Source organism: Sphingomonas sp. KR3-1 (assembly GCF_040049295.1).
Taxonomy (GTDB): Bacteria; Pseudomonadota; Alphaproteobacteria; order Sphingomonadales; family Sphingomonadaceae; genus Sphingomonas.
This window is the reverse complement of record NZ_JBDZDQ010000004.1, coordinates 32,997-51,630: the sequence shown is the minus strand read 5'-3', so window position 1 is coordinate 51,630 and position 18,634 is coordinate 32,997. Positions and strand designations below refer to the sequence as shown.

4 protein-coding genes are annotated in these 18,634 nt (G+C 67.5%); 3 read left to right on the top strand and 1 reads right to left on the bottom strand.

Annotated features, from left to right (window positions below; all coding sequences use genetic code 11):
• Nucleotides 1-48 precede the first annotated feature (48 nt).
• Genes ABLE38_RS19360 through ABLE38_RS19350 form a run of 3 tightly spaced genes read left to right on the top strand, consistent with a single transcriptional unit; the run spans nucleotide 49 to nucleotide 16,508 of the window.
• Entirely contained in the window at nucleotides 49-13,110 is a 13,062-nt protein-coding gene (locus tag ABLE38_RS19360; RefSeq protein ID WP_348975893.1) for a filamentous haemagglutinin family protein, read from the top strand.
• 43 nt (nucleotides 13,111-13,153) lie between these two features.
• The gene (locus tag ABLE38_RS19355; RefSeq protein ID WP_348975892.1) at nucleotides 13,154-14,614 is read left to right on the top strand and encodes a Hint domain-containing protein; all 1,461 of its coding nucleotides are present in this window, start codon (nucleotides 13,154-13,156) and stop codon (nucleotides 14,612-14,614) included.
• Nucleotides 14,615-14,669: 55 nt separating this feature from the next.
• The gene (locus ABLE38_RS19350) at nucleotides 14,670-16,508 is read left to right on the top strand and encodes a sulfotransferase (RefSeq protein ID WP_348975891.1); all 1,839 of its coding nucleotides are present in this window, start codon (nucleotides 14,670-14,672) and stop codon (nucleotides 16,506-16,508) included.
• A gap of 63 nt (nucleotides 16,509-16,571) precedes the next feature.
• On the opposite strand, the gene ABLE38_RS19345 is transcribed toward ABLE38_RS19350, so the two are convergent.
• Nucleotides 16,572-18,554 carry a hypothetical protein gene (locus ABLE38_RS19345; RefSeq protein WP_348975890.1) on the bottom strand — a complete coding sequence of 661 codons (1,983 nt, stop codon included), beginning with the start codon at nucleotides 18,552-18,554 and terminating at the stop codon, nucleotides 16,572-16,574.
• Nucleotides 18,555-18,634 lie beyond the last annotated feature (80 nt).

Below are 18,634 nucleotides of genomic sequence, written 5' to 3'. Positions count from 1 at the left end.
ATCGACCCTGTTCGCGTGTTTGAACGAATTTCCGGTTGGAGTACCGCAATGATCCGTCGCCGCTCGTCGTCGCCCGTTCCGGCGCGCCGCCGCCTGCTGCTCCTCGGCACGAGCGCCGCGACGCTGGCGTGCAGCCTGGTCGCCACTCCGGCAGGCGCCCAGACGATCGGTGCTATGCTCCGCCAGCAGACCGGCGCGCCGCGGCCGCAGGCGCAGCAGCCCAGCACGACGCCGGTGCGCTCGCCGACGATGCAGGCCGCGCTGTCGCGCCAGCGCTCGACCCAGTCGCGCATCGCGCAGATCCGCGCCTATGCGAGCTCGCTGCGCCAGGCGGTCACCCGCACCGGCGCCACCGACGGGCTTTCCCCGGATGGTCTCGACCCGACCGATGCGATCCGCCAGGCGATCGCCGCGGCCAAGGCCGGCGACACGGACCGCGCGAACCAGCTGCTCGTCAGCGCGGGCGCGGCCTATGACACGACCGGGCTCGCTACCTGGCAAGGCGCGGGACTGCCGAGCCAGACGGTGGTCGACGGCCGCGTGGTCGTCACGATCGACCAGACGCAGGAGCGGGCGCTGCTCTCGTGGAACCGCTTCAACATCGGGGCCAATACCACGCTGCAGTTCAACCAGAAAGACAATGGCGTCGCCCAGCCGGGCTGGGTCGCAGTCAACCGCGTGACCAACTCGGTCGACCCGAGCCTGATCCTAGGCAACGTCAAGGCCGACGGCACCGTCGTGGTGCTCAACCGCTCGGGCATCATCTTCGGCAAGAACAGCCAGGTGAACACCCATTCGCTGCTGGCGAGCACGCTCGAGCTGGGTGCGGCAAGCACGGGCATTGGCACCAACGCCCGGCCCACCACGATCGCGGACCGCAATGCCGGCTATCTGGAGACGGGCCTGTTCCGGGATGCGCCGACCACGGACCCGCTGTCCGCAGTGGCGCTGGTCTCCGCCGTGACCGGGCAAGGGGTGGAAGGCGGCATCGTCATCGACAGCGGCGCGCAGCTGAGCGCCGGCAGCGGCGGCTTCCTGATCCTCGCGGCGCCCGAGATCCGCAGCTCCGGCACGCTGCGCGCGGTCGAGGGCCAGGTGAGCCTGCAGGCGGGACGCGAAGTGGATTTCGTCGAGTCCACCGGCGGGTCGGACAGCGGGAATCCCTATGTCCGCGGCTATATCCTGGGCAGCAGCGGCGCCGGAAACTATCTGGCCGGCAAGATCGTCGTCGATGGCCTGATCGAATCGCGTCGCGGCTATCTCTCGCTCGGTACCGGGACGAGTGGCACGATCACCCAGAACGGCCTGTTGTCGGCGACCACCAGCGTCTCGCGCAACGGCAAGATCTCGCTGACCGGCGGCACGATCACGCTTGGCGGCAACAGCAATGCCGCGCTCGCCAGCGGGATCGAGATCGTCGCCGACGACAATGGCGAGACCATCCCGCAGGGCACGGCAAACGAGCCCGCCGGCTTCAAGGCATCGCAGGTCGAGATCGGCACGCGGGTCGTGCTGAAGGCGACGACGGACCAACCGGCGCCGTATGCGATGCTGCCGACCGATTTCACGATGGGCGAGAACGCGCTGATCTATGCGCCCGGCGCGAATGTGGTGGTGGGCGCGACGAAGGATATAGCGGCGCTGACCGGCACGACGATCCAGTCCCAATTCCCGGGGCATGTCGAGATCGGCCGCGGCGCGACGATCGACGTCAGCGGCTACAAGGACGTGCAGCTCGACGCGTCGCGCAACTCGATCGCGATCACGCCGGTCAAGCGGAACGAGCTGCGCGACACACCCAATTATCGCGAAGTCGCGCTCGACGGCGATTTCACGCTCAACGGCGCGACGCTCTATGTCGACCCGCGCCTGTCCGGCGTGCGCGCGGACGGCGTCGCCTGGGTCGGCTCGCCGCTGATCGAGGCGGGCAGCCTGGCGGGCCAGATCGGCGTGACCGCGCAGGAATTCCTGACCAAGGGCGGCAATGTCAGCCTGCTGACCACGCAGCTGGCCGGCACTGCCTCGAATCCGCCGAGCATTCACATCGCACGGGACGCGACGATCGATTTCTCCGGGGGCTGGGTCAGCTATGCCGCGGGTACGGTGCGGACCAGCCGGCTGATCACCAAGGACGGACGGATCGTCGATATCGGCAAAGCCGATCCCAACGATGTCTATGTCGGCGTGGTCGATGGCTTCACCGAGGTCCAGCCGCGTTTCGGCGTGCTGCGCACCTATCTGAGCGCATCGGGGCAGGGCCTCCGGCTCGACGCCGCCTATGACGAGGGGCGCGATGCCGGCCGGCTGACGATCGGCGACCCCGGCAACGTCAATGCGCCCGCCGTCGCCATCGACGGCAACCTCTACGGCAACGCCTTTGCCGGCGCCCGCCAGACCGCCGCGGGCATGCGGCCGAGCCTAGCCAGCGCGCTCACCGGCGACGCCCGGCTGCTCCAGCGCAGCGTGTTCGAGCTTCCCTCGGGCGGCGCCCTGTCGATCCGGTCCGGCGGCGACATGCTTGTCTATCATGGCGAGCGCGGCGCAGCGGAGTCGAACTGGAACGAGCTGCTGCTCAACGATGCGATGCTCACCGGCGCCGGATTGTCGGCGCTGTCGCTCACCACGCTCGGCGCGGTCACCTTCGCGGGCATCAATCCTTTCACGCTGCAGGCGCCCGACGCGTTGCGGATCACGGGCGTGTCGGACCTGACGCTAGCGCCCGGAGGCGCGCTGACGGTGTCCGCCGGGCGCACGATCCGGTTCGACGGCACCGTCACGGCGAATTCGGGATCGATCGACGCGCGAACCCTGAACAGCGCCTCGCCCGGTGTGGCCCCGGCGGGGTCGGCGTTTCGTACCGGCAACTATGGCAATGGCACGGGAGACGATCTCGGGACGAACGGCGTTCTGCTGTACGCCACCGATCCGGGGGACCTTCACCCGTTCGACATCGTGGTCACGGGCACGCTGTCGACCGCGGGGCTGTGGGTCAACGATTACGGCGAGCAGGGCGCCCCGCGCGGCGGGGCGTTCAGCGACGGCGGCAGCATCAGCCTGTCGGCCGCGCGCAACGTCTTCGCCGCGATCGGCACGAGCCTCGAGACCGCGACCAAGGCGATCGACCTGAGCGGCAGCGTGCGCGTCAGTGGGACGCTCGACGTGATGTCGGGCGGCTATGTGACCACGACCGGAAACCTGGTGCTTAACGGCAAGGGCGGCGACGTCTCGCTTTCCGCGGCGACCACCTATGCGTCCTCCACCCTGACCAACAGCGGCCGCCTCGTCGCCGAATCGAATCCGCTTGCGGACAAGCCGCTCGGCGGCACGAGCCAGTCGGTCGACTTCACGCCGCTTCCCATCGGCGGATTGCCGCTTCCCGGCACCCCGGTGCTGCCGCAGCTCGTTCCCGATCCGCGCGCGACGGTGGACATCTCCGGGGCGACGATCCTGGGCTATGGCTTTGCCGGCGGTGGCACGTTCGCCCTTGTCGCACCGGACATCAGCTTCGGTTCGGACAATCGGGCCGGCGCCACGCATATCGGCTTCGATTTCCTGCGCAATACCGGCTTCGGGACGCTCGATCTCAGCAGCTATCGATCGCGGATCGTCGACGATGTCTTCACCAATGCGCGCGCCGGCAAGTCCGCATTCCTGGAGACCAGCCGGTTCGAGGTGAAGGCGGGCGAGACGCTCGACCTCACCCAATGGCTGCTGCCCTCGGTGCTGAGCGCCGATCAGGCGAACGCGTTGCGTGGGCTGTCGACGGGAGCAGACCTGCACGCCCAGTCGTTCCTCACGCCCTCGCGGATGGACGCAGCCTGGGATCAGAAGGCGGCGCATCTGGTACTGGGTGGACTTACCGAACTCGACGTGCTCGCCGGCGGCTCGATCACCGGCGCGCCCGAGGCGAGCCTCACCGTCGGCAAGCTCTACAACGCGGGCACGATCGTGCTGCACGGCGGTTCGATCACGCAGCGCAACGATCTGCCCAACGATCTCGTCATCGGCGGGCTCGGCGTGCGCGACGCCGATCTCGGGGGCAACGGCCTGGCCGACGCCTTTGGCGGCGCGACCGACTCGCGCGGCCGGTTCGACGAGAACGCGCTCAACGCGGCAGGGGTCAAGGACCTGTCGGCGCCCACTCGCGTGATCACCAATCGGGAACTAGTCTCGCGCGAAGGTTCGGACCGGTTGATCTATTTCCTCGGCCGGCTCGACGCAGGGCAAGGCATTCTGCTCGACAATGGCAGCGTTACCGATCTGTCTGGCATCGCCGTGCTCAACCCGCATTCGCCGTTTCAGCCGGGCGGCGCCCAGGTCCGGGCGGGGCGCGTGCTTGACGGAGGCAGCATCGCGCTGGGCGCCGGAGTGGCCGCGTCGCGACTCGGCCTGCCGGGCGTAAAGCTTGTACAATCCACCCTGATCCGGCGTGATGACGCGACGCTCGACATCAGCGGAGCGAGCGCGTTTCTCGACCAGGCGACCGGTCTGGGCAATTTCGTGCCCTATCTCGAATGGAGCGCGGCGGGCTCGATCTCCGCGCTGGGCGGCGGCTCGCTCGGCACCACTGCGATCGACGCCCATGGCGGCGTGGTCCAGGCGCAGGGTGGCACGATCGAATGGCTGCGTCCGGTTCTCGGCGCGAATGCGGCGGGCGGTTCCGATTATCTCTATGCGGGCATGATCGCGGCGAGCGGATTCGACAGCCTCGTCGCCCGCAATTCGCTGACGCTCGACGGCGATTTCTCGTTGACGCTGCGCAAGTCGCTGACGGTCCTCTCGCAGGATCCCCCCGCCGACAGTTCGTTGGCCGTCGATGCCGAGGTCCATGTCTCGGCGACGCGGGGAACGCATGCATCGGTAGGCGCCGGCTATGTCCGCCTGGCGAGCCGGCAAGGCACGGCTGCGGCCTCCACGGCTGCGACAGGCGATGCGCAGGTCGAGCTCTTCGCGGGCGGCCAGGGGATCGACATCGCCGGCGGCATTGGCTTCGATGCTTCCATCGCCTCGGTCACGCTGCGCAGCTCGGGCGATGTCCGCCTGATCGGCGTCAACGATCGCGGCGTGGGGCAGGTCGCCTATAACGGCCAGCTCATCGCATCCGGCGATCTCCTGATCGACGCGCGGCGGACCTATGCGACGACCGGCACGGGCAATCTGCAGGCGCTGATCGAAGGCCGCACCACCAACATCACACCGTTCGACATCGTCGCGCTCGGCAATCACAGCATCACCTTCGGGAACACCTATTTCGACGCGAGCGTGTCCGCGCCGCTTTCCGCCGGCACCCATTTGCGCGTCCTCGCCGCGCGGATCGCGCAGAACGGCTATCTTGCGGCGCCGCTGGGGCTGCTTGAACTCGGCTCGAACACCGCGGTCGCGTTCGCAGGAGGGAGCGCCCAGGCGACCACTTCGCTCAGTTTCGGTGCGGGCAGCATCACCACGGTCTCGGGCGCCGGCCTCAACATCCCCTATGGCAGCACCAGCGACCTGATCGAATATTATTTCCCGACGATCCCCACCCCGATCACGCGGCTGCCGAGTGGGCAGCTCAACCTCGCCGCGGCCTCCATCGTCGAGGAAGCCGGCGCGCGCATTGACGGTCGCGGCGGCGGCGACGTCTTCGCCTATGAGTTCCAGTCGGGGGTGGGCGGCTCGCGCGATGTGCTCGACCGCTTCAATCGCGATCCGTTCAGCAGCAACGGCTTCGATCCGGTCACCGGCACGGGCTATCAGTTCGCCGACCAGCGCCAGGTCTTCGCGCTGGTGCCGGTGAGCCAGGCAGGCAAGATCGCGCCCTTTGATCCGCTCTATTCGGCCGATTACGGCAGCGGCGGGCCGGTGGATCTCTATGGCAGCAGCGCCGGGCGGACCGTGAAGCTCGACGGCGCGCCGGGTGTGCCCGCCGGCGAATATCTGCTCGTGCCCGCCAAATATGCGATGGCGATCCCCGGTGCGCTACGCCTGGTGGAGAATACCGGCACCGGCGCGCCGCTACCGGGCCAGAGCGCGACGCTGCTCGACGGCAGCGTCATCGTCGGCGGCACCTATGGCTATGCCGAGAACGGTATCGCGGAATCGACGCGCCACGCCTTCACCGTGCAGACGCGCGACACCTTCCTGAAATATTCGGACATCGTCGTCACCAGCGGGTCCGACACGCTGGTCAAGAGCGCGGCGGACAAGGGCATGACCCGGCCCCGCCTGCCGCTCGACGCGGCGCGTGTGATCCTCAGCCCGCTCACCGCGCTGCGCATCGCCGGCACCTTCGACACCAGCCCGGCCGAGGGCGGGCAAGGCGGTCAGTTCGACTTGCTCGGGACCAACGTCATCATCGCCGCGGACGACAGCCAGCAGACCGCAGGCGCGCTCACGGTGAGCTCGGCGACGCTGGCGCGGCTCGGCGCCACCAGCCTGTTGATCGGCGGCCAGCGCGCCGACAGCAGCGACGGGACGACGGCGGTCACTGCCAGCGCCCGCTCGCTGCTGATTCGGAGCGGCGTGACGCTGGACACGCCCGAACTGCTCCTCGCGGTCGGCGGAGCGGGCTCGACGCTCACCATCGAGGACGGCGTGACGCTCAAGGCGAGCGGCGCGCTCGGTACGCAGCCGGCGACCGACTATACGGCGTCGACGGCGGGATCGCTGCTCCGCCTCGCCAATGGCGCGGAACGGCTCGTTTCGCGGAGCGGCACCGGTGCCTCCACGCTTCGGATCGGCGCAGCGACTATCGCCGGTGCCGCGCTCGCGCTGGATACCAGCGGCAGCTTCGCGGTCGCGGACACGGCGGCGATCTCCGCCCAGCGGATCGCGATCAGCGGCAGCGCGATCCAGTTCGACGCGAGCGCCGGCGCGGCCGGGCAGCCCGGCGTGATCGGAGCGGGGCTCGAGGCCAAGCTCGCCACCGCGCAGCAGCTGACGGTACGCTCGCCGGGCGCGATCCGCTTTTCGCAGGGGTCCCACCGCTTCAATGACCTAGTGCTCGACACCGCGACGCTTGCGGCGACCAGCGGCGGCGCGGCGGATGGCAACGTGACGATCGATGCCGGCGCGGTCCGTTTGCTCAACTCGACCAACGCGGCCGATGGCTGCGCGACCGCAGGCCTGTGCGGCCAGGCTGCGAACCTCATAATCGATGCGACCTCGCTTAGCCTCGGCGCAAATGCGGTGCGGACCTCCGGCATCACCGCCGCCGTGACGCTTGCCGCGCGCGACGGCATCTATGTCGAGGGCAAGGGCTCGTTCTCGACGGGCAACGCGGCGCTGACGTTGCGGGCGCCCTTCCTCGCCGATCGTGCGGCGGTCGCCGATCCGCGCGCGCAGAAGGTACGGCCGGACTATAATTTCCTCACCAACGCCGCCTTCACGCTGACGGCGCCGGCAGGCTCCGCTGCCCAGGCGCCGACAGGCAATGCCGCGCCGGGCGCGAGCATCGGCATCGGCACCATCGACGCGCCGGTACTGTCGGCAACGATCATCGGCAGCCTGATCCGCGCCTCGGCCGGCATCATCGATGTGGAATCCAAGGGCGACATCACGCTGACCGGCGCGACGCTTTCCACGCCGGGCTATGAGAAGAGCTTCGGCGACAGCGTCGATGCAGTGACCGTCTCGGCCGGGGGCGGCACGATCAACCTCCTGTCAAAGACCGGCAATATCGGTGCCGACGCGGCGAGCGCGCTGATCACCGACAATGGCGTCGGCGCCGCTGGCACCCTCAACCTGCTCGCCGGCAACGGCGCGATCACCCTGAATGCGGCGCTCAATCCGGGCGTGCAGGGCAATCGCCAGGGCTCGCTCAATTTCGACGCGGGCCGGTCGGCGTTTGACCTGAGCGGCTTCACCGCGCGCTATGGCCGCCTGTTCGGCGGCGACGTCGCCGTGCGCAGCGGCGCAGGCGACCTGGCGCTGGCGGCGGGCCAGGTGCTGAAGGCGAAGAGCGTCAGCCTCACCGCCGATGGCGGCGCGATCTTGATCGCCGGCACGATCGACACCTCGGGCGTCGACGTCACGGGGATGACCGCGGACGCGGCACGCGACGCCGCAGTCGATGGTGGCGACATCGCGCTCTGGGGACGCACCGGCGTGACGCTCGCCGCCACCGCCAAGCTCGACACGCACACCAGTGGCCATGCCGATACCGACAGCCGCGTCGCTTCGGCAGGCGACGTGATGATCGGGATCGAAGCGCCCGGCGCGACAATCACCGTCGCCAGCGGCGCGGTCATCGATGTCGGTGCGCGGCGGACCCAGGCGGCGCTGGCTGCTGGCGAATCCGGCGGCCGTCTGATCCCGCAGGTGATCACCGATCCGGTGACTGGCAATCCGATTACCGTCTATCGCTATGCGGCGCCGGATACCGGCGGGACCGTCGGTTTCCGCGCGCCGGTGCTCGGGGCCAATGAGGACAAGGTGTCGGTCAGCCTGCACGGCACGGTGCTGGGCGCGAGCGAGGTGCAGCTCGAGGCGTTCAAGCGCTACGATCTCGACGCGCTGGCGAATAGCGGGCTCTATTCGGGTATCAGCCGCGCCGCGGACGGTACCCTGCTGCTCGACATGGCGGCGAGCAGCGCGTCGGGCGGCAAGTTCAATCCGTTCACCGAGGATTTCATGCTTGCCGATGGCGGATCGTCGGTGGTGCGGTTCGTCCAGGATTTCGGCGTCACGACGCTGGATGGCAGCAGCCTGGGCGGCATCCGGCTGCGCCCGGGCGTCGAGCTCGCCGCGGATGGCGGCATCCAGACCGTCACCCAGTGGAACCTCGGCGCAGCCACTTTCTCGCCCAGCCAGCTCCAGGCTGCGGTGGCGGCCGGCGTGCTCGAGGTCATTCCCGAGCTGAGTACCGGCGGCCAGACCCAGTATCGCGTCGTTCCGGGCAAGGAAGGCGTGCTGCTCGACCGTTTCGCCACCTTCCTCTATCGCACCGGCGGATCGGCACGCGGCGAGGCGCCGGTGGTGACGATGCGCGCGGGCGGGAACTTGACGATCAACCGCAGCATCAGCGACGGCTTCTTCACCTTCCACGACAAGTCGAACGCCGCCTATATCAACTGGCAGCTCGGCGGCGGCGACCGGACTTTCTCGCCGGCGATCCAGTTCTCCTGCGGCGGCGCCTCCGGCTCCTGCGCAAACATTCCCAGCTATGCCGCGGGCGTAGCCAGCAACCCCGGCACCTCGGGCACGCTGGTCATCGGGCTCGGCACGCAAGCGCTGCAGGGCAGCCTCCTCTCTGGCGCACCCTTCGTCAATTCGCCGCTGGCGCTGGCAGGCAATGGCGCCGCGGGCGGCGGCGAGGCGGGAGACTCGATGGGCTATGCCGAGCTCTTCCCGCTGCTCGACGGCAACACCGCAATGCATTCGTCCGACCTGCGGCTGGTTGCCGGGGCGGGCGCTACCCTGTCGGTCAATCCGCTCCAGGTCGATCGCGCCGTCGATGCCGACATGATCGTGGCGGGCCAATATAGCTATCGGATCACCGCGAGCGGCACCGTCAGCTTCGACGATCCGTTGCAGTTCCAGCTCCTGCGGTCTTCGACCACCAATCCGGTCAATTTCAACATTGGCGACGCGCTGGACCTGACCAACACGACCGCACAGCTCAACCAGCTGCGCGACGATGCCTATACCCAGCTCAACTGGGGCACATCGACCGGGCTGGGTGCGGACGCGCGCGCGGCGGCGCTGCTCTACTTCGCGGGCAAGGGCTACAGCTTCATCGGGCCGGCGGCCGCGCCGACCGGGATCACGGCGCCGCTATCCGAAGTCGTCGGCTTCCTGAAGAGCTTCGAGACGACCTATATGAACGGGCTGGCGAGCGGCCGGGCCGGCTATACGGCGAACCGGACGCCGGCGATCACCCGCTATGGCACCGCCGCCCAGCAGACCAGCCCGACCGCGCCCAACCAGGCCTGGGTCCGCTCCTATGTGCGAACCGGCGACGGCGCGATCGACGTTGCGGCATCGCGCGACATCGATCTGCGCGGTGCGGCCAATCTGAACGACCGCAACGCCGTCACCTATCGCCGCGCGGACGGCACTTCGGCCACGGCGCCGGACTATGGCAACAGCGTCAACGCCGCGTTCGATTTCTCGGCGGCGGCGGTCTACACGGCGGGCGTGCGCGTCGCGCCGGTGGACGTCAGCGCGCGGATCGTCGGGGGCGGACTGGTCACGATCCGGCCCGACAGCCCCTATCTGACTCCCGCACCAGAGAAGCTTAACTTCATTCCTTCGCCCACGGCGCTGTCGGACACGCCGCCGGTGCTGGCCTATGGCGGCGGCGACCTCAGCCTGGCCGCGGGGCGTGACGTGCTCGGCACGCGCGACGTGTGGAGCGAGCGCGTTCTCAGCCTTGCCAACGGCACGCCCCAGGACCCGTCGATCGGCGTGAGCAGCCAGCGCTGGCGCGTCGGCGACATCGCGGTCGATACCGAAATCGGCATCGCGCCGCGCTACTTCACCTCGGGAGTGGGCGCGCTCGCCGGCGGTGACGTGACGATCGAGGCCGGACGCGACGTCGTCGAGCTCAACGTGGCGCTGACCAACAGCGTCACCACCGCGCCGACCGCGGCGGGGCCGGTGATGCTGGCGTTCGGCAACGGCAACCTGGTGCTCAGCGCGGGCCGCGACGTCCTGGCGGGGCGCTTCGATGTCGCGTCGGGCGCGGGCAGCATTCATGCCGAGCGCAACATCGGCGCCTTTGGCCTCGAGCCCTATGCCGCCAGCCTCATCCTCGAACGGGTGGTGCCGCCTCAATATGCGCGAATCCGGCTGGCCGATGCGGTGGTCGATGTATCGGCGAAGGGATCGGCGACGTTGGCCACGGTATCGGCACTCGGGGTGAACAGCGCGGTGCCGCAGACGCCCGATTCGATCGGATTCTTCAGCCCGGCCGCCGCGATCGCCATTTCGGCCAATGAAAAGGTCGAGATCGCGCCGTCCTTCACGCTTGCCAGCGGCGCCGACTACGGCCTGTCGGGCAGCGTGCAGGTTCTGCCGCCCTCCGTCGCGCTGACCGCGCTGTCCGGGAGCGTGGTGCTGCCAACGCTGGTGCAGCAACTGCTCTACCCGTCGCCGTTCGGCCAGTTGCGCATTTTGAGCGACGGCAACATCAAGGATCTGTCGATCGCGATGAGCGACGCCGATCCGGGCCTGATGGCGGGCGCGTTCACCACGCCAAGCGCCGCCACCCCGTTCCGTATCCCCTATGTCGTCTCGACGACGACCAACGCGGATCTGCGCCGGCAGCACAATCAGAGCATCACCCATGCCGACGATGCCGAGCCGGTGCGAATCTACAGCAATGGCGACATCGTCAACACGTCGATCTTCCTGCCCAAGCAGGCGCGGATCACCGCTGCCGGCGACATCGTCGACATGTTCTTCAACGGGCAGAACCTGGTCTCGTCCGACGTGACGCGCATCCGCGCGGGAGGCGACATCCTCGGCACCATCGCCTCTACTTCCGACCTAAGGCCCTATGTCCGGTCGAACGATTTCATTCTCGGCGGGCCGGGCAACTTCATCGTCGAGGCGGGCGGGGATATCGGTCCGTTCGCCAGCTCCGCGAACATCCTCTCGCCGGTCACCGGCCAGTCGGCGAGCTTCGGTGGTGGCATCCGCACGATCGGCAATGACTATAACCCGTGGCTGGCTGACACGGGTGCGGACCTCCAGCTGCGTTTCGGCATGGCGTTCGGCGCGGACTATGCGGCGCTGCGGGAGACCTATCTCAACCCGGCGAACTTCGCGAAGCTCGACGGCGACCTGTTCGAGCAGGTCACGGACTCGTTCGGGAACCAGCGGCCCGATCGCAGCAAGCCGATCTATGCGCCGCTGCTGGCGGAATGGCTGCGGGACAACGCGCCCCAGGCCTTTGCCGCCATCTTCGGCGGCCAGGCCTTCGCCAGCGACGCAGCGCTCAGCCAGGCGGCCTATGGCCGGGCCGACGCGCTGTACCAGGCGTTCGCCAAGATCGATCCGCTCCGCCAGCAGGACTTCCTGGTGAACCGCCTCTATTTCAATGAGATCGCGGAGGTGGGCGACAGGAACGGCCCCTCGTTCCAGCAATATGTCCGCGGCTATCGCGCGATCCAGACGCTGTTCCCCGCGAGCCTGGGCTATACCGACAATCTCGCGCCCTATACGCTCGATCCGCGGACGATTTCGACGGATCATCCGCTCGGCGAGCCGGTGCGCAACATCGTCGACGGCCAGCCGCAAAAGGCCAAGCGCGTGCTCACGGGCAATGTCGACCTGCGGCTTGCCACGATCCAGACCGCGCGCGGCGGCAACGTCACCATCCTCGGCCCGGGCGGCGACGTGATCGCCGGTTCGGTGGTGCGGACCGCGGATCAGACCACGCGTCGGGCGACTGCTTTCCAGGTGGCGGGAGCCGGGACCCAGTCCCTGCTGGAGCAAGGCATCATCTATCAGAGCAACGGTACCCGCTTCACCTCCGTTCCGCTCGGCTATGAGGGCGTGCTCACGCTGCGTGGCGGCGCGATCCGTTCGTTCACCGACGGCGATTTCATCCTGAACCAGAGCCGCGTGTTCACCCAGCAGGGCGGCAACATCGTCATGTGGTCGTCGAATGGCGACCTCAATGCCGGCCAGGGGCCCAAGAGCGCCTCGAACTTCCCGCCGGTGACGGTCCGCTTCGACGAGGAAGGCCTGGCGGACGTCAACAGCGTCGGCAGCGTCTCGGGTGCGGGCATCGGCACGTTCAAGCGCACGCCGGAGGATCCGGCATCGGACGTCATCCTGATCGCCCCGGTCGGCGAGGTCGATGCGGGCGATGCGGGTGTGCGCGCCTCGGGCAATGTCGTGGTCGCGGCGGCGCGCGTGGCGAACGCCGACAATTTCAAGGCCGCGGGGGATATCAGCGGCGTGCCGAGCCAGGGCACGACCACCGTGAACGTGACGCCCAACGGCGCCAGCGAGGTTCAGGCGCAGCTCCGCGAGGTCACGCGGAACGCGCAGCCGCCGGCCGATCGCCGCTCGATCATCACCGTCGATGTGCTCGGCCCGGCGCGCGACGGACGCTGCGAGGATCGCAGCCGAAGCGACGATCCGGACTGCGTGCCGGGCCAGGACGATCAACCCCGATAAGTGAATGAGTCCCTAGTCGCACTTCTTTCCTTGGAGATTTAAAATGGCGGGCGATCCTTCCAATCCTTTCAACACCAAACTCGGCACGTTGAATGGTGTGAACTTCGGTTCAACCCAGGCGCTTGCGACCCTGAATGCTGACGATCTGCAAACTGCAGGCGACAAGCTTCGGGCTGTCAGCACCACCACCCAGACCCAAGTCGGAACCCTGACGGTCGTCGACTATACCTACATGCCCGGATCCGGCAGTGGCGCAAATTACCGGCCCCCGGTATTCGGTATCATCACCTTCTCGCAGATCGACAACAACAGCCTGGAGATACCAGGTGCAAAGCAGCAATATGCGATTATCGGTTTTTCGCCGAATGGACTACTGCTATACAAGATGTTGTACGCAGACATGCGGTATATTTCGATTGATCAACTGGACTCGTCCTACGGTGGCGCGGTATTCGCAGAACAAGGCTTCAACGCGAGCGGCGTAACCTTTCCCGTTACCTTCGGTTACGATGCGAGCGTTCATACCGCCTGCTTTGCCGAGGGCACGCCGCTCCTGACGCCGACAGGGGACCGGCTGGTCGAGGACCTGGTCGAAGGCGATGCGATCCTCACCGCCACGGGCGAGGAACGGGCAATCAAATGGATTGGCTGGACGGCGACGCGGCCCGCGCGCCATGCTCATCCGGATGAAGTCTATCCGGTCCGTGTCAAGGCGCATGCTTTTGCGCCGAACGTGCCCGAGCGCGACGTTCGGCTCTCGCCTGGCCATGCCGTCCATGTCGATGGCGTGCTGGTGCCCGCCGGGCGATTGATCAACGGCGCGACGATCGTGCAGGAAGCGGTGGAATCGATCCGCTATTTCCATATCGAGCTCGACACGCACGACCTCCTGATCGCCGCCGGCCTGCCGTGCGAAAGCTATCTCGACGACGGCAATCGCGCGACCTTCCTCAATTCGAACGACGCGGTGGCGCTGCACGGCCGGCTCGATCCGAAGAGCTGGGACGAAGCGTGCGCGCCGTTGGTGGCGGCGGGTCCGCAGCTCCTGGAAATCCAGCAACGGCTGCATGCGCGCGCCGAGGCGCTTGGCTGGGTGCGCAGCGAGGAGCCCGATTTTTCGATCCTGGCCGACGGCGTCGCGCTGATGCCGGTCCATGCGGTCAACAACCGCTACTGGTTCGCATTGCCGGCGGCGCGCGAGATCGCGCTCCGGTCCAATCGCGGCGTGCTGTCGCAACTCGTCCCGGGGCTTGCCGATCACCGGCAGCTCGGCGTGGCCGTCTCGCAACTACGGCTCGACGGTGAGGTGATCGACCTTGAGAGCGAAGCGCTCGCCTCGGGCTTCCACGCGCTCGAGCAGCGCGAGCAAGCCCGCTGGCGCTGGACCGATGGCGATGCCTCGCTGAAGATCGCGTATAGCGCGCCGGCGATGCTCGAAGTGGAGCTCGTCATGGTTGCGCCGTCTTGGTCCAGCCCGATACCGGCGCTCCGCGTGGTCGCGTGACATCCGGCAGGGGCCCGGTGCGATGCCGGGCCCCTGCCTTCCAGGGAGTTCGTCTTTGCTCGACCTGATCGAAAAGCAGGATGCCGATAGCGGCTCGACTTGTCCCTGCGGATCCGGGCTCAGCCCGCATAATTGCTGCGAACTCGATCTTGGCCAGGCCGAGCTGGTTCCGCCGGAGCGGCACGCGGAAGCGCTGACGGCGCTGACACGTGCCTATCACGCCGGTGACCGGGAAGAAGCCCGGCGCCTGGCTACCGAAGTGCTGGAGGTCTCGCCCGGCCAGCGCGAGGCGCTGGGCGCGCTCTTCAACCTGATGCGGGAGGCGGGGCAGTGGCAGGCGGCGGCTTCCGCGATCAATCGGATGGCGCACCTCTATTCCGATGACGCGACGATCCGATCGGTGGCGGCGAGCTTCTTCCTCGAACGGACCGACCTGCCGCATGCACATGCGCATGGGCGCATGCTGGTGCGGCTCGCGCCCGAGGAATCGGTGGCGCACCTGTTGATGGGCCGCATCTTCCTGGCGGGCGGCAAGGCGCAGGCCGCGGAGATCCACCTCGAGACCGCTGAGCAGCTCGCGCATCCCGACAAGCGGAACGCGCCGGATCTCCAAGCGGCACGCGCTATCGCGCTGCGCGACCAGGGCAGGTTCGCGGCGGCGCGGGCGATTTACGAGCGCATCTCCGCGGAAGGCAACCTCGTCCTCCCGATGTTGCTCGATTGGGCGGCGCTCGAGGAATCCGCGCGCGACTTTCCGGCTGCGTTCGCGCTGCTCGATCGTGCGGACACGATACATGCCGGCGACGTCCGGGTGGCAGTGATGCGTGCCGGCCTCCATCGCCGGGTGAAGGAGCCCGAGCGGGCGCTCGCGGCGATCGACGCGCCGAACGTGGCGGGCGAGGGCGCCGGTTCGCTGCTGACCAAGGGGCAGATCCTCGACTCGCTCGGCCGCTATGATGAGGCGTTCGCCTGTTTCGACGGCTACAAGGCGCGCATCCGCGAAGCGGGCGCGCGCTATCTCGCCGACGATGCGAACCAGCTCGTCACGTCGCTCAAGGGTTTCTTCACGCCGGGGCGCACGCGGCTGCTGCCGCGCGCCGCGGTGCGCGAAGGCAGTCCACAGCCGATCTTCATCGTCGGTTTCCCGCGCTCCGGCACCACGCTCGTCGAGCAGACGCTGATCTCGCATCCGAACATCTCGGCGGGCGACGAGCTGCCGATCATCCATTCGATCGCGCAGCGCGCCCAATTGCTGCTGGGAAGCCCCGGCCCCTATCCGATCGCGCTGAGCGAGCTGTGGCTCGGCGATCGCCGCGGCCATGTCGAGACGCTGCGCGATCTTTACCTCAACGAGGCGCACGAGATGGGTGCGGTCACGCCGGGCAAGGGCTGGTTCACCGACAAGATGCCGCTCAACGAGACGCATCTCGGGCTGATCAGCCTGTTGTTCCCCAACGCACCGATCATCCACCTCGTCCGCCATCCGCTCGACGTGGTGCTCTCGGTCTTTTCGAATGCGCTCACCCATGGCTTCTATTGCGCCAGCGCGCTGGAGAGCGCCGCTACGCATTATGCGCTGATCGCCGATCTGATCGCCCATTATCGCGCGGCCATGCCGATCCGCTATCACGCGGTGCGCTACGAAGAACTGGTGACCAACCAGGAGCGCGAGGTGCGCACGATGCTCGATTTCATCGGCGAGCCGTTCGATCCGGCGGTGCTCGCCTTCCATGAGAACGCACGGCATGCCCGCACCGCCAGCTATGCGCAGGTGACCGAGAAGCTCTATACGCGCTCACGCTTCCGCTATCGCAACTATCTCGAGCACCTCGAGCCGGTGATCCCGATCCTCGCGCCGGCGATCGAGCGGCTCGGCTATACGATCGAGCGTTGAGGGGCCGGTCGGGGGGAGAAAAAGGCCCCGGATTTCTCCGGGGCCGCCACCGGATATCGGCGATCAGATCCCGGCCTTGCCGGTGCAGTTGCTGTTGGGCGACGCGGCCGAGCCGTTGGTCTCCGCCATCCAGAGCCTATAGCCGCCGAGCGTGGTGTTGACGCTCGAGGTTTCGCCCGAGTTCACTAGGAATGTCTGGCGCACCGCGTGCTTCCATGGATCCGGAAGCGGGCTGATGTTCGAGCGCATGAGCAGGCCCGAGCTGATGAAGCTCGCGCCGACCCGCGTGAAGATGCCCTTGCGATCGACGCCGTTGCTGTCGACAGTCGAGGCATAGTCGGTGTTGAAGTTGAGGAAGTTGACCATCGCCGCAGCGTTCGAGCCGGAGGCATCGCGCCGATAACAGGTATAGCCGAGGAACTGTATCGTGCCGGTGATTGGATAGCCGGCCGAGGGGTTGGCCAGCCCTCCGCTCGCGCCGGCATAGAGCACGTCGTACCAGGCGAACGGATTGTCGCGGGTCGCTGGGCCGAAGCCCGGTATACCGCCGCGCAAATAGCCCGGAACGCGAACCAGGCGAGGATCGACGACCGAGTCATCGAACGTGCCGTCTGCGAGGGTCGTGTTCGACTGGGGCGGCAAGATCGTGCGTATCGCGTTGTTCGCGTTCATGCTGCTCGGCATGGTCCACACGCCGGTCGTGTTGTTCTGCAGCGCCGCCGCCTTCAGGCCGCCCGCAGCGCTGGGCGAGCCATCGATGAAGTTGGCGCCGATATAGCCGATCTTGCCGTTGAGCTTGACGGCCGTGTTGAACGGCGAGTCATAGTCGATCCCGCCGCCGACGGCCTTGATCGCGCTGGCGACACGCGCATCGCCATCGGCGACGAGGAACAGGCCTGGCTGATAAAGCGGGCTGCCGGGCTGCGAGCTGACCTTGGCTACATTGGCCACGGGCGTGACGATCGCACTGCCGTTCCAATATTCGGCACCGACCATCGTCTGGCCCAGGCCGTTGCCTGCCTCGGGCGCGGTGCTGGCGGTCTGAAGCCCGGTAGTAGCGAGGACGCTGTCGAACACCGGACGGACCATCGCCGAATCCGAGCGCTTGTAGGGCAGTGTCTCGGCATTCTGCGCATAATGGTTGCCGCTCGCGACCGATCCGCATTGCTCGGCGAGCGCGCGCGTGAGGATGTCGGTAGCGCTTGCAAGGTCGAGGCGACCGACGAGACGGACTGGAACGCCATCCGCTGCCCAGCGTCCGGGGGATTCGCTGGCGTCGGCCGGATCCATCAGGCTGACCCCGCCATTGTCGGTGGTAAACGCGCTGTTGTTGAAGTTGATGATGGTCCCGTTGAACACGCCGCAATAGGTCGACTGGCTCATGCGCAGGCCGCCCGCACTGGTGCCCAGGATGGGCTGCGGAAACTGGATGTTGAAGCTGTAGTTCGAATTCGTCGCGACGTTGTGGCCGTAGATCGGGCTGTAGGCGACCGCGATCGGCAGCACGAATTTCGGAAACAGGATCGGCGCGCCACCAAGCGCAAGCGGTGCGCCGCCTACATAGGCGTTGAAATCATTGTCGACGGGCGACGAGTCGGTGAAGGCGAACTGGACCCTGGTCCAGGTGCCGAAGGGATTTGCCGTGCCGCTCGCGAAGGGCGGGGTCGAGGTGAGGGTGCCCGCTGCGACCCACGAGCTGCGGCCCACGTCCGGCGTTGCGCTGATGTAGCGGCCGAGAAACAGGGGGAAGAGCTCCATTGGCGGAACGCCGCTCACCGTGGCGCTCGAGCAGTTGAAGGTTCCACCTGCCGGAAGATTGGTCGGCTCCGGTATCGCTACGAGGCCGCCGCCGAGCCGGCCGAGGTCCGAATAACCGGCGACGCAGTTGAGTTCCTGGGCCAGCTCGCGCTCGATCGAGGAGGAGCCTGTACCGTGGAGCGCGCGTTCGCCATCATTGTCCATCGTCCGCTGGGCTTGTGCCGGAACGCAGGTCACAGCCCCGGAGGCGATGGCGGCGAGAAGAAGTGCCTTGTTCGAACGTCTCATCGAAGTTCTCCCTGTTGGTCATGCGGATAGGTGCGAACCTTCGGGGTTTCGTTCTCGGAGCTGCCTTTCGAAACGAAGAC

Bases quoted from the DNA above. Each gene is read 5' to 3' on its own strand.
- ABLE38_RS19360 (WP_348975893.1), top strand. From the start codon at position 49: ATGATCCGTCGCCGCTCGTCGTCGCCCGTTCCGGCGCGCCGCCGCCTG.
- ABLE38_RS19345 (WP_348975890.1), bottom strand. From the start codon at position 18,554: ATGAGACGTTCGAACAAGGCACTTCTTCTCGCCGCCATCGCCTCCGGG.
- ABLE38_RS19355 (WP_348975892.1), top strand. From the start codon at position 13,154: ATGGCGGGCGATCCTTCCAATCCTTTCAACACCAAACTCGGCACGTTG.